This window comes from Hominifimenecus sp. rT4P-3, assembly GCF_051055405.1.
In the GTDB taxonomy this organism is placed as follows: Bacteria; Bacillota; Clostridia; order Lachnospirales; family Lachnospiraceae; genus Pseudolachnospira.
Window position 1 is genome coordinate 266,606 of record NZ_CP167068.1, and the last position, 22,066, is coordinate 288,671.

Consider the following 22,066-nt stretch of genomic DNA (forward strand, 5'->3'; position numbering starts at 1 on the left):
AAGGAGGAATGACTGTATATGACAGAAAACTTGGAAAACAATGGCTGTCCGCAAAGAGACAGTGCGGAACACGAAGGGTATGCGGAAGCGTCAAGGTCATTCAATCGGATATGGAAAGAAAGAGACAGTGCACAGCCAAAGCTCTTGGAAGCGATACTACATAAGGATAACGTCAACAGAGCGTATAAGAGAGTGAAGGCAAACAAGGGGGCGCCAGGAATCGATGGGATGACTGTCGAGGAAGCGCTTCCGTACCTAAAGGAACATCAACAGGAGCTGACCGACCGGATTTACAGGGGGAAGTACACTCCGTCTCCAGTGAGACGTGTTGAGATTCCGAAACCGGAAGGTGGTGTGCGAAAGCTTGGCATACCAACCGTGATAGACCGAACACTCCAACAGGCAATAATGCAACAGTTAGTGCCAATCTATGAGCCATTGTTTGCGGACGGCAGTTTCGGGTACCGCCCGAACAGAAGCGCAAAAGAAGCGATACTAAAAGTGAAAGAGTATGCAGAGCAGGGCTGTACATTTGCGGTAGTCCTGGACTTATCGAAATACTTCGACACAATCAACCACGAAATACTTATCAATCTTTTGCGGAAGAATGTAAAGGACGAGCGTGTAATACAGCTGATTAAACGCTACCTGAAAAGTGGAATAATGGAGAACGGAGTGGTCATCGACACAGAGGAAGGCTCGCCACAGGGAGGAAATTTATCTCCGTTACTAGCGAATATCTACCTCAACGAGTTCGACCAGGAGTTCTTAAATAGAGGTGTTCCGTGCGTTCGATATGCAGATGACATTGTGCTTCTCGCAAAGAGCAAACGGGCATCAGAAAGACTTTTGGAAAGCAGTACAAAGTACCTTGAGGAAAAGCTGAAATTAACAGTCAACCGGGAGAAAAGTCGCACTGTGAGCGTGTTTGCAATCCGAAATTTTAAGTTTCTTGGTTTTGCATTGGGAAGGAACGGGAGCGGCATTTATGTCCGGGTTCATGCAAAGTCATGGAAGAAGTTTAAGACGAAGCTGAAAGATTTATCTTCCCGTAAATCGGTACAGTCCATTAAGCCAAGCCTTGAGAAAATCAAGGTATTTGCGAGGGGATGGCTAAACTATTACGGAATAGCGAGCATGAAGAACAACATAGATGACATTAACGGATGGCTCTATCACAGAATACGTATGTGTATATGGAAACAATGGAAGAAACCAAAGACAAAAGTGCGAAACCTAATCAAGATGGGGTTGGAGAAGGATTTGGCATGGCAGGCGGGAAACAGTCGCCGAGGCTATTGGTTCACCACACATACAGTTGCCATAAATATGGCAATGACAAAAGAAAGACTGATAAACAGTGGCTTTTATGATTTAGCCACCGCCTATCAGTCAGTGCACGTCAACTATTGAAAGCGCCGGATACGAGAACCGTATGTCCGGTGCTGTGAGAGGACGGCGGCTAGTCACCGCCTCCTACTCGATTATCATTTTGGCATATTTTGACCGGTTTTCCAAGAAATATTTTGTAAAGAAAGCCTCCCCAGTTATCCAGGCTGGGGAGGCTTCCTGAAGGTATAGAGATGTTGTAGAGGCAGCCAAAGCAGCCTCCCTTTCGCAGGCAGTTTTTCCGTTAGGCTAAGACGGTCAAGCTGCGGATGCGAGAGAAGAAGAGTATTTGTTCATAAGCACGTATGGTTTCCCATTTCAGAATCAGGAAAAAATAAAACCGCTTTTTCAAGCGGCATCCTGACAGGAAACGAATTCCTCGCGTTCCTTCATCTATCTGCCATCTGAGTGGGTCGTCGATAAATCTTATTATAAGCAGGTCTTCTGACTTGCGGATCCATGCGCGGCTCTCCCCTTCCCGATCGCTCAGTGGTATTTGAGAGGCGCTCCCCGCTTACAGCTGCGAGACAGTTCCGGATTTTCACCGGATTCCCTTTTCACCCGTCTAAAACGGACACTTATAACGTGCAATATGAAACATCATTATTATAATGTGAAGTATAGAAAAAGGCAATAGGAATTCTGAAAATAAATTCTGCCCTATGGATTTTCTATTCCGGCGTGAGATCTTTATGCCAATGGATTCAGGCAAAGAGAAGGGAAAAGAAAAAGTTTATGAAACCACTTTAAAAAAGTACTTTTATAGATGAATACATTGGAAAATACAAAGAAAATGGTTCTATCTTGCCCTTTTTAACCTTGGTATAGAAGGGAACTTGCATGGAAAAATTTTTTTGGGTATAATACATATAAATAAAGAAGACAATATTGCATTTCTACTAGACATCTCTTTCGTTGAAAACGTATATGTGGTCAGGGCAGAGCAGATTTTCTGGTAGTAGATGGAAGGAGGAAATAAAAATGAGTATTCGTGTTGCAATTAATGGTTTTGGCCGTATTGGCCGTTTGGCGTTCCGTAAGGTTTTTGCCGATCCGGATTTCGAGGTGGTGGCGATCAATGATTTGACAAAGCCGGAGATGCTGGGTTATCTGTTGAAATATGACAGTGTGCAGGGGTGCTATGCCAGAGAGCATCAGGTGAGCAATGATGAAGCTTCCATCACCGTTGACGGTGTGAAGATCCCGATTTTTGCAAAGCCCAATCCGGCGGAACTTCCCTGGAAAGAGCTGGATGTGGATATTGTTCTGGAGTGTACTGGTTTCTTTGCTTCCAAGGCAAAATCTCAGGCTCATCTGGACGCAGGCGCAAAGAAGGTGCTGATCTCCGCGCCGGCTGGAAATGATCTTCCCACGATTGTGTATGGAGTAAACCATGAGACTTTGACCAAGGATGATTTGATCGTGTCCGGCGCCAGCTGCACGACCAACTGTCTGGCTCCGATGGCCAAGGCATTGAATCAGTACCGGGAGCTGCGTACCGGCTTTATGACCACGATCCACGCGTATACGGGCGACCAGATGATTCTGGACGGACCTCACCGCAAAGGAGATTTCCGTCGGGCAAGAGCTGGCGCTGTCAATATTGTACCCAATAGTACCGGCGCGGCGAAAGCGATCGGTCTGGTAATTCCGGAGCTGGCGGGCAAGCTGATCGGATCTGCCCAGCGTGTACCGGTAGCGTCCGGTTCCATCACGATTTTGGACGCAACCTTAAAGGATGATACGGAGAGCGTAAGCGTGGAGGGAATCAATGCCGCCATGAAAGCCGCTGCCAATGAATCCTTTGGTTATACGGAAGAAGAGCTGGTATCCAGCGATATCATTGGCATGTCTTATGGTTCCTTGTTTGACGCTACCCAGACTCTTGCTCAGAGGTGCGGAACGAAGATCTACGAGGTAAGAATCGTCTCCTGGTACGACAATGAGATGAGCTATACCAGTCAGCTGGTTCGCACGCTGAGATATATGGCAAATTTGCAGTAAAAACAAATTTTTAAAATATATTTTCCATATTAAGAACTAGGGAAAAAGTAGTTGACAGACGATAAAAACACTTTTATAATAAGCACCATATTTAGCAAAGGCGCTGTGAGAGATTTCTCATAGCGCCTTTTCCCTTCTGCTCCGGTTGGCCGAAAATGTACATTGCCTGGAGACAGGAACAAATGTGAGTAGGAGGTATTGCATATGGAATTTTCAGCAGTAAACACAATGTGGGTTTTGGTAGGCGCGGCATTGGTATTTTTCATGCAGGCAGGGTTTGCGATGGTGGAGACCGGCTTTACAAGAGCAAAAAATGCCGGGAATATCATTATGAAAAACCTGATGGACTTTGCCATTGGAACTCCCCTGTACTGGTTGGTGGGGTTTGGCTTGATGTTTGGCGGCACAGGGGCCCTCGTTGGCGGACTGGATCCCTTGGTACTTGGAGATTACAGCGCAGTTTTGCCAGACGGCGTGCCGCTTCCGGCTTTTCTGATCTTTCAGACGGTTTTCTGCGCTACGGCGGCGACGATTGTCTCCGGCGCGATGGCGGAGCGGACGAAATTCCTTTCCTATTGTATCTACAGTGCGATTATCAGCCTGGTGGTTTATCCCATCTCTGGACACTGGATTTGGGGCGGCGGCTGGCTGGCTCAGATGGGATTTCATGATTTTGCCGGTTCCACAGCCGTGCATATGGTAGGTGGTATGGCGGCTCTGGTGGGAGCAAAGATTTTAGGTCCCCGAATCGGGAAGTACGACAAAAATGGAAAACCGAAAGCAATCCTTGGCCATAGCTTGACTTTGGGGGCTCTGGGAGTATTCATTCTTTGGTTCTGTTGGTTTGGATTCAACGGTTGTTCCACGGTCAGCATGACCGGCGCGGAGACGATCTACTCTGCTGGAAATATTTTTGTTACGACCAACCTGGCGGCTGCTACCGCCACGGTGGCGACGATGATTATTACCTGGGTGCGCTATGGCAAGCCGGATATCTCCATGACCTTGAACGGCTCTCTGGCAGGTCTGGTTGCCATCACGGCGGGCTGTGACGCCGTAGACCCGATCGGCGCGTTTTTCATCGGCCTGATTGCTTCCTTTGTAGTGGTCTTTGGAATTGAGTTTGTGGATCATGTGCTAAAAATTGACGATCCGGTAGGTGCCATCGGCGTCCATGGGCTGTGCGGCGCGACTGGCACGATGCTGACCGGGCTGTTCGCCAAATATTTGGTGGATGAGGCAGGAAATCCTCTCGGCCTCTTCTATGGCGGCGGATGGAAGTTCTTCGGTACGGAAGTTCTCGGCGTGGTCGTCGTGGCGGCCTATGTGATAATCGTGATGACAGTGGTGTTCCTGGCAATCAAGCATACCATTGGACTGCGGGCCAGTGCGGAGGAAGAAATCCGCGGTCTGGATGCTACGGAGCATGGCATCAGCAGTTCTTATGCGGACTTTATGCCCAGCACGGCTTCGACTGTTATGGCGGAAACTCCTCTGGAGGAGACGGGCACCGTACCGGTAGAAACAGCCGTTCCGGTCGAGGGGACGATACCGGAGAGCGGAGATACAGGCGCTGGAAAGAAGCTGACGAAGATCGACATCGTAGCCAATGCTGCGAAGTTTGAAGAACTGAAAAACGCGATGGCTGCCATCGGAGTGACAGGCATGACCGTGACCAATGTTTTGGGCTGCGGTATCCAGAAAGGAAGCGCCGGTTATTACCGCGGCGTTGCCGTAGAGCCTCATCTGCTTCCGAAAATGCAGGTGGAAATCGTGGTTGCGAAGGTTCCTGTCCGCACGGTAATCGATACGGCGAAAAAGGTTCTTTATACAGGCCATGTCGGCGATGGAAAAATTTTCGTCTATGATGTGGAGAATGTGGTAAAGATTCGGACCGGCGAGGAAGGATATGACGCTCTTCAGGATGAAACTGAAACAGAGTAAACAAGAATGATTAAAATAGATCAAGAAAAGTGATTAAATTTATTACTGGAAAAATAGAAACGGGTATGTTATAGTATGCTTCGAAAAAGCCATGAAGAGGAAGAGTAGCCGCAAAAGTGGATTTCAGAAAGCTGCCGGTTGATGCGAGGCAGTACGAGCGATGCGGTGAACTGGCCTTGGAGCTGCAAACGGAAAGGAAGATGTGATCTTCCCAGTAGGTTTTGACGGCAGTCCTCCGTTATCGGGACAGGATATGACGAGCTTGCTCAAGTATCCCAGAGCGCATGCAATGACATGAAGTAGAGTGGTACCGCGGAAAGGATCTTCCGTCTCTACAGCAAAAGTTGGCTGTAGAGACGGAAGTTTTTTTGTTTCATAGGAAATTCCGCCCCCATTTTGCCACCGAAACATTTATAGAAAATTCCCCTTATGGAGGTATGATCATGAACCCACAAAAATATTGTCCCCCTTATTTTCTTCCCCCAGTTATGACCTACGACTGGGTGAAAAAGACGGAAATTGAAAAAGCGCCGATCTGGTGCAGCGTAGACCTGCGGGATGGAAACCAGGCCTTAATTGAACCGATGAGCCTAGATGAAAAGATGGAATATTTTCAATTGCTGGTGGAGCTTGGCTTTCAGGAGATTGAGGTAGGATTTCCAGCCGCCTCCGATACCGAGTATCAGTTTGTACGCACCTTGATTGAGCAGGATAAGATTCCGGACGGCGTCACGATCCAGGTGCTGACCCAAGCCAGGGAACATATTATCAAAAAAACCTTTGATGCTTTAAAGGGAGCGAAGCATGCCATTGTCCATCTGTACAATTCTACGTCGGTTGCTCAGCGGGAGCAGGTATTCCGCAAAAGCCGGGAAGAGGTCAAGCAATTGGCTGTCGACGGCGCGGCGATGTTAAAGCGTTTGGCAGAGGAGACCGAAGGGAATTTTTCTTTTGAGTATTCGCCGGAGAGCTTTTCCGGCACAGAGGTGGACTATGCGCTGGAAGTATGCAATGCGGTTCTTGAGGTTTGGCAGCCAACGGAAGAAAAAAAGGCGATTATCAACATTCCGACTACCGTAGAGAATGCGCTTCCCCATGTGTTTGGCAGCCAACTGGAATACATGCATAAAAATCTGCGCCACCGCGAGGCGGTTGTGCTTTCCATTCATCCGCATAATGACCGGGGCTGTGGTGTAGCCACGGCGGAAGTGGGAATTCTTGCAGGGGCGGACCGGGTGGAAGGAACGCTTTTTGGCAATGGAGAGCGGACCGGAAATGTGGATATCGTCAATATAGGAATGAATTTATTTTCCCACGGGGTAGATCCGGAGTTGGATTTCAGTGATATGAAACATATTGCGGCAGTCTACGAAAGGCTGACGAATATGAAGGTTTCTCCGCGCCAGCCTTATGCGGGGGATTTGGTCTTTACCGCCTTTTCCGGTTCCCACCAGGATGCGATCGCCAAAGGACTGGCATGCCAGGCGGAGGGGAAAAAGGCTTATTGGGATGTGCCCTATCTTCCCATCGACCCGAAGGATGTGGGAAGAACGTATGACTCGGATGTGATCCGGATCAACAGTCAGTCGGGCAAAGGCGGCGTCAGCTATGTCCTAAAAAATCACTACGGCCTGATTCTTCCGGAAAAGATGCGGGAAGAAGTGGGATATGCGGTGAAAAATGTCTCCGACCAGGAACATAAGGAGCTTTCTCCAGATTGGATTTACCGTATCTTTGAGAGCAGATATCTACAATACCAGGAGCTTTTTTCTATCCCAGATTGCCATTTTAGGAAAATGGACGGAATCACAGCGGAACTTATGATCCGGTCAGCGGGAAAAGAGACGGCGGTAACTGCCTCAGGAAACGGACGAATCGACGCGGTCAGCAATGCAATCAAACAGCATTTTCAGATCAGCTATGAGCTGGCGGTCTACGAAGAACATGCGCTGACAAGAGGCTCTTCGTCGAAAGCAGTGGCTTATATTGGCGTTTGCCGCAATGGAAAGATGGACTGGGGCGTCGGTATTGACGAGGATATTGTCCATGCGTCGATTCACGCTTTGGTGGTGGCGGTCAACCATTGTCTGTTCCATGCGGAAAACAGTCAGGAAACCGACGAGCGTCTCCGGGAAATTTTAACCTATATCCATTCCAATTATCAGACGGTAACCTTGGAGGAACTCTCGCATAAGTTTTATCTTTCTATGCCGTATTTGTCTAAGTATATTAAAGAAAAGTCTGGAAAAACCTTTTGCGATATAGTAACCGGCATTCGGATGCAGCATGCTTGTACGCTTCTTTGCGGAGAGTCAATTTCTGTGGAACAGGTAGCGGAAAAGGTGGGGTATCCCAGTGTGGAGCATTTTACCCGTCAGTTTAAAAAGCGATATGGAAGGACGCCGTTGGAGTATAGAAATCGAAAGCCTTTTTGACCCTGAGGTCATTTATAATAATTATAGAAGAAACAGAAACATCTGTGAAAGAAAGAAGTCCTTGACTTCTAAAATCCTTATGATATAATGAAAAAGCGCGCAAATCGAAGCGTATTCTTTTTGTGCGCAAGGGAAAAGAAATCCCAAGAAATCTACAGGAGGTGAAACGTATGCCCACATTTAATCAGTTGGTGAGAAAAGGCAGACAGACATCGGAGAAGAAATCCACAGCACCGGCTCTGCAGAGAGGATATAACTCCCTGCACAAGAGAGCGACGAATGAGTCCGCTCCTCAGAAGAGAGGCGTTTGCACGGCTGTGAAGACGACGACCCCGAAGAAGCCGAATTCCGCTCTGAGAAAAATCGCCAGAGTACGTCTTTCTAACGGCATTGAAGTGACAAGCTATATTCCGGGCGAAGGCCACAACCTTCAGGAGCATAGCGTCGTTCTCGTTAGAGGCGGCAGAGTGAAAGACCTGCCTGGTACCCGTTACCACATCGTTCGTGGAACATTGGATACCGCAGGCGTGGCAAACCGTAAACAGGCTCGTTCCAAATACGGCGCCAAGAGACCGAAGAAATAAGGTCTAGTCGCGTAACACTCTAACTGTACGTGTAGGCATACTTACCCATAGACAGTGTCCTGCACGAACACACGGATAGGTGTGAGTACCGATGAATTAAACGACCCATGCAAATGGGAAAATATTTAAGGAGGGAAGTAACGTGCCGCGTAAAGGACATACCCAAAAAAGAGACGTGTTAGCCGATCCGCTTTACAATAATAAGATTGTGACAAAGCTGATTAACAATATCATGCTGGACGGCAAGAAAGGCGTTGCTCAGAAAATCGTATACGGCGCTTTTGCCCAGGTCGAAGAGAAGGCCGGAAAGCCTGCTCTGGAAGTATTTGAAGAGGCGATGAACAATATCATGCCTGTTCTGGAAGTAAAAGCAAAACGTATCGGCGGAGCTACCTACCAGGTACCGATCGAGGTAAAACCCGAGAGACGCCAGGCGTTGGCTCTGAGATGGCTGACCATGTTTTCTCGTAAGAGAGGCGAAAAGACCATGGAAGACCGTCTTGCCAATGAACTTATGGACGCTGCCAATAACACGGGCGCATCCGTAAAGAGAAAAGAAGACATGCACAAGATGGCAGAAGCCAACAAGGCGTTTGCTCATTATCGTTTTTAATTAGGATTAGGAGGAAAACCTGTGGCTGGAAGAGAATATCCGTTAGAGAGAACCAGGAATATCGGAATCATGGCTCATATCGATGCGGGAAAAACCACGTTGACCGAGCGTATTCTGTATTATACTGGTGTAAACTACAAGATCGGCGATACTCACGAAGGCACTGCGACCATGGACTGGATGGAGCAGGAGCAGGAGCGTGGTATTACGATCACTTCGGCTGCTACCACCTGTCACTGGACCCTGGAGAAGGAACACAAACCGGCTCCCGGCGCCCTGGAACACCGCATCAATATCATCGACACTCCTGGACACGTAGACTTTACCGTTGAGGTAGAGCGTTCCCTGCGTGTACTAGACGGTGCTGTTGGCGTGTTCTGTGCCAAAGGCGGTGTGGAACCCCAGTCCGAAAACGTATGGCGTCAGGCCGACACCTATAACGTTCCCCGTATGGCTTTCATCAATAAGATGGACATTCTGGGCGCGAATTTCTACGGCGCTGTGGATCAGATCCGCAACCGCTTAGGTAAAAACGCCATTTGCCTGCAGCTTCCGATTGGAAAGGAAGATGAATTCAAGGGAATCATCGATCTGTTCGAGATGCAAGCGTATTACTATAATGATGACAAGGGTGAGGACATCACCATCACCGAGATTCCGGATGACATGAAGGACGACGCGGAATTGTACCGCACGGAGCTGGTGGAAAAGATCTGCGAGTTGGACGACGATCTGATGATGCAGTATCTGGAAGGGGAAGAGCCTTCCGTCGAAGAGCTGAAGAAGGCTTTGAGAAAGGCTACCTGCGAGTGTACGGCGATCCCGGTTTGCTGTGGTTCCGCTTACCGGAACAAGGGCGTACAGAAGCTTCTGGATGCGGTCATTGAGTTTATGCCGTCCCCTGTTGATATCCCGGATATCAAGGGCGTTGACATGGATGGAAATGAAGTAGAGCGTCATTCTTCGGATGACGAGCCCTTCTCCGCTCTGGCATTTAAGATCATGGCCGACCCGTTTGTTGGAAAACTGGCTTTCTTCCGTGTATACTCTGGTACGATGAATTCCGGTTCTTATATCCTGAACGCCACCAAGGGCAAAAAGGAAAGAGTTGGACGTATCCTGCAGATGCACGCGAATAAGAGACAGGAGCTGGATAAAGTATATTCCGGAGATATCGCTGCTGCGGTAGGTCTGAAGATCACCACCACCGGCGACACGCTCTGCGACGAGCAGCATCCGGTTATCCTGGAGTCTATGGTATTCCCGGAGCCGGTTATCGATATCGCCATCGAGCCCAAGACAAAAGCTGGTCAGGACAAGATGGGCGAAGCTCTGGCGAAACTTGCCGAGGAAGATCCGACCTTCCGCGTTTCCACCAACAAGGAAACCGGCCAGACGGTTATCGCTGGCATGGGCGAGCTGCATCTGGAGATTATCGTAGACCGTCTGCTGCGCGAGTTTAAGGTAGAGGCCAATGTAGGCGCTCCTCAGGTAGCTTACAAGGAAGGCTTCACCAAGAGCGTGGAAGTGGACAGCAAATATGCGAAGCAGTCCGGTGGACGTGGCCAGTATGGTCATTGTAAAGTTCGCTTTGAGCCGATGGATGCCAACGGTGAGAAGACCTTTGAATTCGTCTCCGAGGTTGTCGGCGGCGCAATTCCGAAGGAGTATATCCCGGCGGTCGGCGCAGGTATCGAGGAAGCAGCTAAGGCTGGTATTCTGGCAGGATTCCCGGTACTGGGCGTAAAGGCTACGGTATACGACGGTTCCTACCATGAGGTAGACTCCAGTGAAATGGCATTTAAGATCGCTGGTTCCATGGCATTTAAGGATGCGATGCACAAAGCCGGATGCGTAATCTTAGAGCCGATCATGAGAGTGGAAGTAACCACACCGGAAGAATATATGGGCGATGTAATCGGCGACGTGAACAGCCGCCGCGGCCGAATTGAAGGAATGGAAGATTTGAACGGATCCAAGATGATTCGTGGCTATGTGCCGTTGGCTGAGATGTTTGGCTATGCGACAGACCTTCGTTCCAAAACGCAGGGACGCGGAGCTTATTCCATGTTCTTTGATAAGTACGAGCCGGCGCCCAAGTCCGTGCAGGAGAAAATTATCTCCAACCGGCAAAAGTAATAAAAATAGCTTGAAAAAATAGGGCTTATGCAATATAATATTGTACAGCCTGATTTGTAACCGAAAATTAATGATTGCCCAAAGGTGGGCGAAAATCAAGGAGGACATTCTAAAATGGCTAAAGCTAAATTTGAAAGAACGAAGCCCCATTGTAACATTGGTACCATTGGCCACGTAGACCATGGTAAAACGACTCTGACTGCTGCGATCACCTACACTCTGAACAAGAGACTGGGAACCGGCGAAGCCGTAGCTTTCGATATGATCGATAAGGCTCCGGAAGAGAGAGAGCGTGGAATCACGATTTCTACCGCTCACGTAGAGTATGAGACCGAGAAGCGTCACTATGCTCACGTTGACTGCCCTGGCCATGCTGACTATGTAAAGAACATGATCACTGGTGCTGCTCAGATGGACGGCGCGATCCTGGTTGTTGCTGCTACGGATGGTGTTATGGCTCAGACTCGTGAGCACATCCTGTTGGCTCGTCAGGTAGGCGTTCCTTACGTAGTTGTTTTCATGAACAAGTGCGATATGGTAGAGGACGAGGAACTGCTGGAGCTGGTTGACATGGAGATCCGTGAGCTGCTGAACGAGTACGAGTTCCCGGGCGACGACACCCCGATCATCCAGGGTTCCGCTCTGAAGGCTCTGGAGAATCCGGAGAGCGAGTGGGGCGACAAGATCATCGAGCTGATGCACACCATCGACGAGTATATTCCGGATCCGGAGCGCGACACCGACAAGCCTTTCCTGATGCCTGTTGAGGACGTATTCTCCATCACTGGCCGTGGTACGGTTGCTACCGGCCGTGTAGAGAGAGGTATCATCCACGTATCTGACGAAGTAGAAATCGTTGGCGTAAAGGATGAGAGCCGTAAGGTTGTCTGCACTGGTGTTGAGATGTTCCACAAGCTGCTGGACGAAGGCCAGGCTGGCGATAACATTGGCGCTCTGCTTCGTGGCGTTCAGAGAACTGAGATCGAGAGAGGACAGGTTCTGGCGAAACCCGGCACCATCACTCCTCATTGCAAGTTTACTTGCCAGGTTTACGTTCTGTCCAAAGACGAGGGTGGCCGTCATACTCCTTTCTTCAACAACTACAGACCGCAGTTCTACTTCAGAACCACCGACGTTACCGGTGTTTGCGAGCTGCCGGAAGGCGTTGAGATGTGCATGCCTGGCGACAATGTTCAGATGACCGTTGAGCTGATCCACAAAGTTGCTATGGAGCAGGGTCTGCGTTTCGCTATCCGTGAGGGTGGCCGTACCGTAGGCGCCGGCACTGTTGCTTCCATCATCGAGTAATTGTGCCTTGGCGAGAGCCATGCAAATAAGGAAATAAATATAGGGAAGAGTGCTTGCACTCTTCCCTATTTATTTTTCTAATAAGGTTTCCTATGTCAACAAGCCTCATGTTAAAACCTGTCAAAATATTTTGATAGGTTTTAACATGGGGCCTTTTGACGCCTAAACTCAATTTTAAAAATAAAGCGCTCTACGGGGGCGGTTTAGCGTGGGAGGCGGACGGTAAACGTGCTGCCGGCGCCTGGTTTGCTGTCGAGGGTTACAGAGCCGCCATGGGCTTCTGCAATCCATTTGACATAGGAAAGGCCTAAGCCAAAGCTTCCCTCGGAGCCGGGATTTTGGCGGTTATCCGCCCGGTAAAAGCGGGTGAAAATCTTATCCTGCTGTTCTTCGGGAATCCCAGGGCCGTCGTCCTGGACCTTTAGAAGGATTTCTGACGCGGAGGAATCTTCCAGGAAGACCTGGATGGTTCCATGTTCCTTTCCATACCGGATGGCGTTGGAGATGAGGTTGATCATTAGTCGCATCCACTGAATTTCGTCTACCTGGGCGATCAGATTCTCCTGAATATGGGATTCCAGTTGGATTTGCTTTTTCCCCGCGGCTGTGCTCATTTCTTCGCAGATACTTTCACATAGGAGGGAGAGATTGACCTCTTCCTTTTGGAGAGAATTTGCAGCGTGGAAGTTCTGGGAGAGTTCCAGCAGCTGAGCGCATAGGGCGGACATGCGTTTCCCTTGAATTTGAATACTTTCCAGAGTTTTTTGATATTCCTCTGGCGTATGCCCTTTTTCCAGAGCATAGTCACATTGGGAGAGAATCACCGTGATTGGCGTTCGAAGTTCGTGGGATACATCGGAAGAAAATTGGCGTTCATTCTCAAAGGCTTTTTGGAGACGTTCGATCATTTGGTTGAGTGTGACGGACAGATCATAGAGCTCATCTTTTGTTTGGCCCAGTTCGATGCGTAAGGAAAGATCGTCCCCTGCGCTGATTTCAGCAGCGGCCCGGCGGATTTTTTCCAGTGGAGCAAAGGCCCTTTTGGTTACAAGCCATCCGCCAACCATAGCAGTCAGTACCAGGATAGGGAGAGCAATCAGGCCGACTCGGTGCAGAAAATGGAGAGCTGCGGCGGTGTTATCCATGGGATAGACGCCACGAATCCATAAGCTGGAAGCATCCGGATGATGGATCAGCAAATCGTAGACCAGCCAGGAATCTTCCCCATTTTTTACAGACTGATAGCTATCGCTTACCAGCGGCACTTGGGCGGGAAAACCGGAGGGAGCATTTCCTGCCAGAGGAGTGCCTTTTGGGCCATAGAGCAGGATGTTGGAGCCCTTGGCGTAGAAATCAAAATCTGGGTCGATTTCTATGTGGTCTTCATAGTAAGAGATCCCATTGGCCGCTTCCTTTACTGCTTTCTGCAATGTACTTTCGGAAATATTCTGAGCAGCGGAATCGGTGGTCAGAAACAAAAAAAGTACCATCAAAGCGGCAATTCCAAGGAGAAACATGCAGTAAAATAGGGATACACGGGTTTTGATAGACCAGTTTTTCATTCTTCCTCCCTGATAACATAACCGGTTCCCCGGATGGTATGGATTAGTTTCTTGGGATAACCGGTATCCAGCTTTTTGCGCAGACAGCGGATATAAACATCGATCACATTGCTGCCGCCTTCATATTCATAGTTCCAGATGTGCTGCTCGATTTTTTCGCGGGTGAGCACAATGTTTTTGTTTACCAACAGATATTCCAGGACGGCATATTCTTTGGTGGTTAAAGCAATTTCTTTTCCTGCCCGCATCACTTTTCGAGTGTTTAGATCCAAAGTCAGATCTGCCAGCGTCAGCAGGTTGGAGCCAGGGGAACCGGCGGCTCGGCGCAGCATAACCCGAATGCGGGCGCTTAACTCTTCAAAGGAAAATGGCTTGATCAGGTAGTCGTCCGCGCCGCTGTCCAGACCGTCTACACGGTCGGAAACGGACCCCTTTGCGGTTAAGAGAAGGACGGGCGTATGATTCCCTTCCCGCCGTATCTGCCGCAGTACGGACAGGCCGTCCACTTTAGGAAGCATGATATCTAAAATGATAGCGTCGTATTCTGTGACCGCTAAGAAATCCAGCGCTTCGGCTCCGTCCGCGCAGCAATCAATGGTATAACCGGCTTCTTCTAATCGCTGCCGCGTTAATGTGCGCAGAGAATCTTCATCTTCTACATATAAGAGTCGCATAAAAGTTACCCCGCAATCCTGATAAATTCCTTTTCATCATACCACATTTTTTCTTTTAAAAAAGGGGAAAAATAAAAAGTGAAAATTCTTCATCTTCCTTTCATCTTTCTCTGTTAGTATAAACATACCTTCAACAAGGGCATACATGTTTAGAAGGAAATCTATAAAAACGGAAAAGAGGCATCTGCCTTTGAAATCAGAAAGATCAGGAGGAAAATCCATGAAAAAATTGTTTTCCAAAAAATGGACCTGGGGGATTGTTTTTATTCTTATCGTGGGCGCGGTGTTTGGTACCCGTGCAGTTGTCTCGGCGGCCAGCCGCCAGGAAGCGGAGCGTACCGCGAGAGGACATGTGCCGGCAGATTCCGTATTGGAGTCGAGTGAAAGAGATGATGGTATGTATCAATTTCAATTTTACTCAGAATCGGAAGGAATGGTGTATGAGGTAGAAGTCAGCCAGAAGACCGGCGCGGTTCGGGAGATCGAAAGAAAGCTGCGTGGGGGGCAAGGATCGATAAGCGTAACTTTGACGGAAGAACAAGTAAAGACTTTGGTGGAAGAACTGTATCCTGGCGCGGAGATTTCCGCCATTCAGTTGGGAATGGACGACGGGCGCTACTCTTACGAAGTTTATTTTCGGGCCAGTGATTCTTACGGTACTTTGGAATTGAATGCAGAAACGGGTGCTTTGCTGGAGAGCAAGATAAAGTTTGGAACGCCGGTGGTGATTCCTTCTGAAAATGGCAGCACCTCGGCGGAAACTTCCTTTTTGAAGGAGGAAGAAATTCGTGCAAAGGTAGAAGGGGCGTATCCAGGCAGTCAGTTAGCTGTATTGGAGATGGAGCGTGAAGATGGCCGCTACATTTACGAAGTAGAGTTTTTCTTTGATGGAAAGAAATTTGAAGTGGTCTATGATGCTCTGAATGGGGAATTGTTAGAGGAGAAGAGCAAGGAAACCAATTGGATACCAGGCAGTGCCGCAGCGTCCGCCTCTCAGCCGGAGACCTCTATAAGCGTTCCTGAGTCTACGAAAGATGCTGCGAATCAGGGCAGCCAGGGTGCGGAAATCACAGAACCTACAGAGACGACGACTTCTAAGGAAGGGAAAATTGGAAAGGAACGGGCCAAGGAAATTGCTCTAGGCAAGGCGGAAGCGGAGAACGCAAAAATTACCGAGATCAAATTAGATCGGGAAGACGGCCGTTTGGTTTATGAAGGCGAGATGGAGGATTCTTCCTATGAATATGAATTTGAGATTGACGCCTATACCGGAGTGGTTTTGAAATGGGAGAAGGAAGCAAGAGAAAAGCGTCAGGAAAACGTATCCGCAAAGCCTTCAGAAGGAGCGGATACGATCGGAAAAGACGCGGCGGCCTCCATTGCGCTGGCTAAGGCAAAGGAAAGTGGCGCTTTCCTTGTGAAGATCAAATTGGATCACGAGCATGGGCGGTTGGTCTATGAAGGAGAGGTGCGGGACGACGCCTACGAATATGAGTTTGAAATCGATGCTTATACGGGTACGGTTCTGGATTGGGATGTGGAATGCTTGGATGAGGATGACTGGCACGACGGTCATGATGATGACCATGATGACGACTACGATGACGACCATGATGATGATCACGATGATGACCATGACTGAGGGAAGAACCTTGTAAAAGAGCGCTCTTTGTGCTACAGTAATATTATCTTCTATTGACAAGGGTACACAGCCTTGGTTAATGGAAAGTAAGAACACGCAAAGGGAGTGAATATTATGGGAGAGGAAATCCGGATGGAAGATCGGGAACCGAAAGGGATTGTCTGGCAGGATCGAAAGCATTGGATGTGGTTCCCTTTTTCGTTTACTAAGTATCGGATTGAAAATGGTAGATTGTTTGTGGAAGAAGGGTTGCTGAGGACCGAAGAAAATGAATGTCTTCTATATCGGATTACGGATATTTCTCTGGAACGAACGTTGGCTCAGAAGCTTTTTGGGACAGGAACGATCTGTCTGACCACCCGGGATATCTCCGATAAAGTCATTTATCTAAAGAATATTGTGAACAGTAAGGCGGTAAAGCAGCAGATCAGCGAGATGGTAGAAGCTGCCCGTATCAACAGCCGCGTTGTCGGCCGTGAAATGTACGGCATGGGGAGAGACGCCAGTCTCCATATGGAAGATGGTGGAATTGAGTATGAGGATATCCACCCAGGTCCGCCGCCGGACGAACTATAAGCCTATCGAATAGGGAATCAAAAGGTCTCTGTATGAAAATATACCGACACGTTTTCATACAGAGACCTTTTGGCTCCGGAATCTTCTATAAAAATTTCTTTGATTTTGCAGAGGGTTTAGCGGGATTCCCAACGTCCGGAAGCGCCGCAGGGGAGTACGAGACCGGTAGAGGAAACAGGAAGACCGATTTCCTCGGCAGCGATCTTTCCTTTAAACTGACGATCTACTTCGATTCCCAAAAGGTAAGAAAGAACCGCGGGAGCTAAGCCAGTCGTATAGGAGTTAATCAGGAAAAAGAGTGGCTTGTCGGAAAGAAGCTTTGCACAGGATTGAACCAGTGGATGAATCGCTTCCTCGATCTTCCAGATTTCTCCTTTCGGGCCTCTGCCATAGGAGGGTGGATCCATGATGATACCATCATAGTGATTACCCCGGCGGATCTCCCGCTCTACGAATTTCATACAGTCGTCAACAATCCAGCGGATAGGAGCTTGCTCCAGCCCGCTGGATTTTGCATTTTCTTTGGCCCAGCCAACCATCCCTTTGGAAGCGTCTACATGAGTGACGGAAGCTCCTGCCGCCGCCGCGGCTAACGTGGCGCCGCCGGTATAGGCAAACAAGTTTAATACTTTGATGGGGCGTCCGGCATTGCGGATTTTTTCCGAAAACCAGTCCCAGTTGGCGGCTTGTTCCGGAAATAAGCCGGTGTGTTTAAAGCTAAAAGGTTTTAACTGGAAAGTTAACGTCCGGTAGTGAATGCTCCATTGTTCCGGCAGGTTGAAAAATTCCCATTGTCCGCCGCCGCGGGAGCTCCGATGGTAGTGGGCGTTGGGCCTTTTCCAGCCGGGAAGTTTTCTTGGCGTGTCCCAGAGCACTTGCGGGTCTGGCCGAACCAGCACATAGTTTCCCCAGCGTTCCAGTTTTTCCCCGTGACTAGTATCTAAAATTTCATAATCCATCCATTGATTGGCTATCCACATATCTTGTCCTCTTTCCAGCGGCGATTAGCCGCAGATCCTTCAGGATAAGTATAACGGAAAATAGAGGAAAAATCTATAAGGCAAATCCTTTTTTCGTATGCGCTATGGTTTTTTCGGCACATGGGGCAAAATCTCCAAAAACTACTTGAAATTTTACAAATGTATGGTATACTATAAAAGCTTGATTTTGTAAGGGGCATTGGCGAAGTTGGGATCGCGCTTGACTGGCAGTCAAGAGGCCAGGGGTTCGAATCCCCTATGCTCCACTGAAAAACCCGCGGAAGACCGCGGGCTTTTTTTATACCATATTTTTCTGCGGGGCAGTATGTTAAAGGGCAGCCAATTCTTTCGCTTTTTCTATGAGTTCCGCCTGGTCTGCCAGGGAAATCATGCGGCGTTCTTCCCCTGCGATTTCCAGTACATTGTACTGGCCAGCCTTGTATGGTTCCCAGGTACTTTTTCCGGGATCATTCGGGTCGCCGGATTTCATAAAGTTGGCCCAGTAGTCGGCCAGTTCATTGGACAGCTCCCAGTCTCGGCCCGTGTAGGGGCGATAAGAACGATTTAAGGTTTGAAATACATAATGGTGTTCCACCGAGTGATGGGCGCAGTCGGCGCCGGGGGGAACATAGGTGAAGTAGGCCAGATAGCAGGGCTTTCGTCCCAAGCGGGCATTTACCTCCGCAAAAGCCAGATTCTGATAGGTGGTTTCCGTCATCTCCCCGTTGGTGGAAGTCAGCATGTAATCCAGCTCAGGATATTTTCCCTGGCGGTACAGATCTGTGACCGGTTCCGGGAACAGTTCGCCGTCATCCACGGGAGAAAAGCGCATGTAGCCGCCTTTCCACATGGGTTTCTCTTGATCGTTAAGCTTAATCGTCTGAAAACGGCTGTAGGCGTCCAGCACTTCGTCAGCGGAGCATTTTCTGGCTTCTGCAATGGAATTTACTCCCAAGGTTTTTAAAAATGCGGCGCCGGCCTCTTTGGCATGGTCTAGAGATTCAGACCAGTAGGAATATACCGGACGGATGCCGCCGCCGGACTGCATGATCGCTTTCTGTATCAGTCCGCGGGAGGCCGGAAGAGCGCACATATTGTCTACGCTGGACGCGCCGCCGCTCTGGCCGAAGAGGGTAACATTTTCCGGATCGCCGCCAAAGGCCGCGATGTTTTTATGAATCCACTTTAAAGCAGCCAGCTGATCCTTGACGCCGTAGTTTCCAGGCGTGGACGAACCCTCCGCCTCTAAATCTGGATGTACCAGATAGCCGAATACATTCAGCCGATAGGCAATGGACACCATAATGATGCCGCGTTTGCAGAATCCTTCCCCATCATAACAGTTCAGATAGCTGTAGCCGGTCTGATGGCCGCCGCCGTGGATGTAGACGGCAACGGGCAGTTTTTCATCAGGGCTTTTGGCCGGGGTCCAGATATTCAGGTAAAGGCAGTCCTCATTTCTTTGATAATTTCCTACGTAGAATTCTGTGGCAACGATTCCGCCGCCCTCGGACACGTAAGGTTCCTGCATCGCCATGGGAGCAAACTTGTAGCAAGGGCGGACGCCCTCCCAGGGCTCAACCGGCTGGGGATCCCGCCAGCGCAGATCGCCTACCGGCGGCGCGGCAAAGGGAACGCCGCGGAATACGGAAAACATCTGATTGGCAGCGGGCAATCCTTCCAGGATACCGCCGTCGACTTTTGCTTGTAATAATGCCATAATTTTGCCTCCTTTTTGGGTCTTCCTGCTTGATTTACGGATATGGCAGGAAGGAATCTATGCTTGTTTTGTTACTGAATATCGTGGTCGGTCCGGTTGATGACCTCGTCCTGGATGGCTCCGCTTAACCGGGTAAAGTAAGCGCTGTATCCGGCTACGCGAACCACCAGTTCCGGGTGATCCTCCGGGTGAATTTTGGCGTCCACCATCTCCTCGCGATTTACTACATTAAATTGAATATGTTTTCCTCCATGGGTCAGATACGTCTTGATCATAGCCCCCAGCTTTTTCCGGTCTTCCTCTGTTTTTAAGGCGCTGGGATGGAATTTCATGTTCATCAGCGTTCCCTGGTAGGGATCCTGATCCACCTTCATGGCGCTGTGCAATACCGCCAGCGGTCCGTGGGTATCCTTGCCATGGTCTGGAGAGAGGGAAGCGTCCGCCAAGATCTCACCGCCTTTGCGGCCGTCTGGGGTCGCGCCAGTGCAGGCGCCGCCGGGCTGGTGGGCTGAGATGGAAATGGCGTTGGGCGTCACCTTGCCGTCGTAGGCCGTATCCATGGAATAACAGGTGTCGGCAAAGAACTTGTAGACTTCCGCTACCAGGCTGTCCGGCAGATCCTCGTCGTTGCCATATTTGGGAGCAGCGATAAAGTCAGACCGCATCTTTTCATAGCCTTCCCAGTCGGCGTTAAGGGCCTCCAGCAGCTGGGCCATGGTGTATTTCTTTTGATCATAGATCAGCGTCTTGACCGCGGCCAGAGAATCTCCGGTATTGACGCCGCCTACGGCGCCCAGCAGACTGCCGTTTTCAAAGCTAAAGTGGCGATCCAGCATATCCTTGCCGGAAGACACTCCGTCTTTCATCAAGGCGGAGCGGAACGGGTCGGGGAAGAGGCTGCGTTCCGCGATGAGTTCCACATTGTTGCGTTCTGCGGCCAGGTGCATCAGATGATCCATCTGGCGGTAGAACGCGGCCTTGAATTCTTCAAATGTCTCCATCTTTGTCACATCGCCGCTGTGGATTCCCACTTGTTCCCCCGTATAGCGGCAGTAACCGTCGTGCAGGAAGATGTCGAAGGCCTGGGCAATGATGAAAAAGGTCACCACCTGACTGCGGGTGCGCGCAGGGATATTGCCGTCCACACAGCCGGTGGCACAGTAATCTCTGGCCTCTTCCAGGGGCATTCCGCCCATCGTAAAGAAATTGATATAGCTCTTATCGCTGAGAAAAGCAGGCATACCGAGACCGGATTTTACCACTTCCAACGCCTTTAGCATCAGCTTTTCCGGCGTATTTTTGTGGACGCGCACGGTGATGGTAAAATGGGGCAGCTGGGTGTCGAGAGCGGATTCCAATAACAAATAGGACAGTTCGTTGGTAGCGTCGTTGCCGTCGGCATCCACGCCGCCGATGGTCCAGTTGTACCACTTGGCCATGCCGGAATTTTTTGCACGGTTGGCTTTTCCGGAGACCCGGTTGATTTTCATGATTTTACAGCGCATGATTTCCAGAAGTTCCAGTACCTCGTCGTCGGTGATCCGGCCGCTGTCAATATCATTTCGGTAATAGGGATACATATATTGATCAAAACGTCCGGCGGTGGTGGTAGGAGAGGGGCACGCCATCAGGAAGGTGAACCAGAAGGACTGCATGGCTTCCCGGAAGGTCTCGGCAGGCTCCATGGGCACCTTACGGCAAATGCGGGCCATCTCCAAAAGTTCCGCCTGGCGAACCGGATCTTTTTCTTCCGCAGCCATCTTTTCCGCCAGATCGGCATAGCGCCCAGCAAAACGAACCCAGGCCTTAAAGACCCGGATGACAGCTTCCCAGTAGTGCTGCTTGTCGATGGAGTCGGAAGAGGTATAACGCAGATTTTTCAGGCATTCTTCGGCCTCTGTGAGAATCGATTTGGCGCCTTCCTTCAGGATTCGCTCAAAATCAATGCAGACCAAAAAGAAGCCGGGGCCAAGGCCGTAGCCGGACATGGCAAAGCCGCCTCCGGAGCCGCCCTTGCGGTCTTTCCAGGGAGGCAGAATGCAGCCGGACTTCATAAAGGGCCACAGCCTGTCATTCATGCCCAGGGACTGAGAGAGCGCGTCCACCAGGTTGCTGTTTAACGCATTGTCGGCAAAACGTTTGTTGAGCTGATATAACTCCTCCTCATCCTCCGGGGTGATGGTGTAGATCTCGCTTTTGAGAGACTCTACTTCGTCTTTGGTCCAGACGCCGTATTCATACTGCATTTCCATGCCGAAAGGCTTGCTGGCGCCGGAGCCGCACAGCAGGTCGTCCTCCTCAATGAAAATGGTGATATTGTCCAGGATATGTTCGTGGAGCTTGGCACGGCGGATTACCATGGGTTCGCCGCCGGTAGCGTCCAGCGATTCATTGGCCAAACGGAATAATTCGATACATAAGGGGTACTTGCTGATGCGAAGGCTGTCTTTCATCTTTTTGACACGTTGGTTCATAAAAAAATCTCCTTTTTTTTGC

The 22,066-nt window shown here is 49.6% G+C and carries 15 protein-coding genes, 1 tRNA gene, 1 riboswitch and 1 other annotated feature; of the genes, 11 read left to right on the forward strand and 5 right to left on the reverse strand.

Going from position 1 to position 22,066, the window contains the following annotated elements; all coding sequences use genetic code 11:
- Positions 1-18 precede the first annotated feature (18 nt).
- The 8 genes from ltrA (at position 19) to tuf (ending at position 12,416) form a co-directional block, all read left to right on the forward strand.
- On the forward strand, positions 19-1,413 hold the full coding sequence (gene ltrA / locus ACCC71_RS01250) for a group II intron reverse transcriptase/maturase (protein WP_434309915.1): 1,395 nt from the start codon (positions 19-21) through the stop codon (positions 1,411-1,413).
- A gap of 393 nt (positions 1,414-1,806) precedes the next feature.
- Positions 1,807-1,986: riboswitch (cobalamin riboswitch) on the reverse strand.
- Positions 1,987-2,370: 384 nt separating this feature from the next.
- Positions 2,371-3,393 carry a type I glyceraldehyde-3-phosphate dehydrogenase gene (gene gap, locus ACCC71_RS01255; protein WP_434310642.1) on the forward strand — a complete coding sequence of 341 codons (1,023 nt, stop codon included), beginning with the start codon at positions 2,371-2,373 and terminating at the stop codon, positions 3,391-3,393.
- 204 nt (positions 3,394-3,597) lie between these two features.
- Positions 3,598-5,337: an ammonium transporter gene (locus ACCC71_RS01260; RefSeq protein WP_434310643.1), complete on the forward strand. Its 1,740-nt coding sequence runs from the start codon at positions 3,598-3,600 to the stop codon at positions 5,335-5,337.
- Positions 5,338-5,419: 82 nt separating this feature from the next.
- Positions 5,420-5,674: a binding site (T-box leader), on the forward strand.
- 103 nt (positions 5,675-5,777) lie between these two features.
- Positions 5,778-7,772, forward strand: coding sequence for a 2-isopropylmalate synthase (locus tag ACCC71_RS01265; protein ID WP_434311788.1), 1,995 nt, complete (start codon positions 5,778-5,780; stop codon positions 7,770-7,772).
- Positions 7,773-7,942: 170 nt separating this feature from the next.
- On the forward strand, positions 7,943-8,356 hold the full coding sequence (gene rpsL / locus ACCC71_RS01270; protein ID WP_244799267.1) for a 30S ribosomal protein S12: 414 nt from the start codon (positions 7,943-7,945) through the stop codon (positions 8,354-8,356).
- A gap of 142 nt (positions 8,357-8,498) precedes the next feature.
- Positions 8,499-8,969 carry a 30S ribosomal protein S7 gene (rpsG, locus tag ACCC71_RS01275; protein ID WP_434310644.1) on the forward strand — a complete coding sequence of 157 codons (471 nt, stop codon included), beginning with the start codon at positions 8,499-8,501 and terminating at the stop codon, positions 8,967-8,969.
- 21 nt (positions 8,970-8,990) lie between these two features.
- On the forward strand, positions 8,991-11,108 hold the full coding sequence (gene fusA, locus ACCC71_RS01280) for an elongation factor G (RefSeq protein ID WP_434310645.1): 2,118 nt from the start codon (positions 8,991-8,993) through the stop codon (positions 11,106-11,108).
- 114 nt (positions 11,109-11,222) lie between these two features.
- Positions 11,223-12,416 (forward strand): elongation factor Tu, encoded by a 1,194-nt coding sequence (tuf, locus tag ACCC71_RS01285; RefSeq protein ID WP_434310646.1) that lies wholly within the window; start codon positions 11,223-11,225, stop codon positions 12,414-12,416.
- 203 nt (positions 12,417-12,619) lie between these two features.
- On the opposite strand, the gene ACCC71_RS01290 is transcribed toward tuf, so the two are convergent.
- Together ACCC71_RS01290 and ACCC71_RS01295 are read right to left on the reverse strand one after the other, a co-directional pair.
- The gene (locus ACCC71_RS01290; protein WP_434310647.1) at positions 12,620-13,978 is read right to left on the reverse strand and encodes a sensor histidine kinase; all 1,359 of its coding nucleotides are present in this window, start codon (positions 13,976-13,978) and stop codon (positions 12,620-12,622) included.
- Positions 13,975-14,652, reverse strand: coding sequence for a response regulator transcription factor (locus ACCC71_RS01295; RefSeq protein WP_434310648.1), 678 nt, complete (start codon positions 14,650-14,652; stop codon positions 13,975-13,977). Before ACCC71_RS01295 ends, ACCC71_RS01290 begins: the two co-directional genes overlap by 4 nt.
- 220 nt (positions 14,653-14,872) lie before the next feature.
- Between ACCC71_RS01295 and ACCC71_RS01300 the strand changes: the two genes are divergently transcribed.
- Positions 14,873-16,294 (forward strand): PepSY domain-containing protein, encoded by a 1,422-nt coding sequence (locus ACCC71_RS01300; protein WP_434310649.1) that lies wholly within the window; start codon positions 14,873-14,875, stop codon positions 16,292-16,294.
- 114 nt (positions 16,295-16,408) lie between these two features.
- Entirely contained in the window at positions 16,409-16,870 is a 462-nt protein-coding gene (locus tag ACCC71_RS01305) for a PH domain-containing protein (RefSeq protein ID WP_434310650.1), read from the forward strand.
- Positions 16,871-16,986: 116 nt separating this feature from the next.
- Here ACCC71_RS01305 and ACCC71_RS01310 read toward each other — a convergent pair whose 3' ends face one another.
- Positions 16,987-17,850, reverse strand: coding sequence for a class I SAM-dependent methyltransferase (locus ACCC71_RS01310; RefSeq protein ID WP_434310651.1), 864 nt, complete (start codon positions 17,848-17,850; stop codon positions 16,987-16,989).
- Between the two features lie 193 nt (positions 17,851-18,043).
- On the opposite strand from ACCC71_RS01310, the gene ACCC71_RS01315 reads away from it, so the two are divergent.
- Positions 18,044-18,116 (forward strand) — tRNA-Ala (locus ACCC71_RS01315).
- Between the two features lie 62 nt (positions 18,117-18,178).
- On the opposite strand, the gene ACCC71_RS01320 is transcribed toward ACCC71_RS01315, so the two are convergent.
- Both ACCC71_RS01320 and ACCC71_RS01325 read right to left on the reverse strand, forming a co-directional pair.
- Complete coding sequence (locus ACCC71_RS01320) at positions 18,179-19,570, reverse strand: carboxylesterase/lipase family protein (protein WP_434310652.1); 1,392 nt, start codon at positions 19,568-19,570, stop codon at positions 18,179-18,181.
- 71 nt (positions 19,571-19,641) lie between these two features.
- The gene (locus ACCC71_RS01325; RefSeq protein WP_434310653.1) at positions 19,642-22,044 is read right to left on the reverse strand and encodes a glycyl radical protein; all 2,403 of its coding nucleotides are present in this window, start codon (positions 22,042-22,044) and stop codon (positions 19,642-19,644) included.
- Positions 22,045-22,066: the final 22 nt, after the last annotated feature.

Excerpts from the sequence above, each read along its gene's own strand:
- rpsL (WP_244799267.1), top strand. The coding sequence starts at position 7,943 with ATGCCCACATTTAATCAGTTGGTGAGAAAAGGCAGACAGACATCGGAG.
- tuf (WP_434310646.1), top strand. The coding sequence starts at position 11,223 with ATGGCTAAAGCTAAATTTGAAAGAACGAAGCCCCATTGTAACATTGGT.
- gap (WP_434310642.1), top strand. The coding sequence starts at position 2,371 with ATGAGTATTCGTGTTGCAATTAATGGTTTTGGCCGTATTGGCCGTTTG.
- ACCC71_RS01310 (WP_434310651.1), bottom strand. The coding sequence starts at position 17,850 with ATGTGGATAGCCAATCAATGGATGGATTATGAAATTTTAGATACTAGT.
- ACCC71_RS01320 (WP_434310652.1), bottom strand. The coding sequence starts at position 19,570 with ATGGCATTATTACAAGCAAAAGTCGACGGCGGTATCCTGGAAGGATTG.
- ACCC71_RS01295 (WP_434310648.1), bottom strand. The coding sequence starts at position 14,652 with ATGCGACTCTTATATGTAGAAGATGAAGATTCTCTGCGCACATTAACG.
- ltrA (WP_434309915.1), top strand. The coding sequence starts at position 19 with ATGACAGAAAACTTGGAAAACAATGGCTGTCCGCAAAGAGACAGTGCG.
- ACCC71_RS01290 (WP_434310647.1), bottom strand. The coding sequence starts at position 13,978 with ATGAAAAACTGGTCTATCAAAACCCGTGTATCCCTATTTTACTGCATG.
- ACCC71_RS01305 (WP_434310650.1), top strand. The coding sequence starts at position 16,409 with ATGGGAGAGGAAATCCGGATGGAAGATCGGGAACCGAAAGGGATTGTC.
- ACCC71_RS01260 (WP_434310643.1), top strand. The coding sequence starts at position 3,598 with ATGGAATTTTCAGCAGTAAACACAATGTGGGTTTTGGTAGGCGCGGCA.
- ACCC71_RS01325 (WP_434310653.1), bottom strand. The coding sequence starts at position 22,044 with ATGAACCAACGTGTCAAAAAGATGAAAGACAGCCTTCGCATCAGCAAG.
- ACCC71_RS01300 (WP_434310649.1), top strand. The coding sequence starts at position 14,873 with ATGAAAAAATTGTTTTCCAAAAAATGGACCTGGGGGATTGTTTTTATT.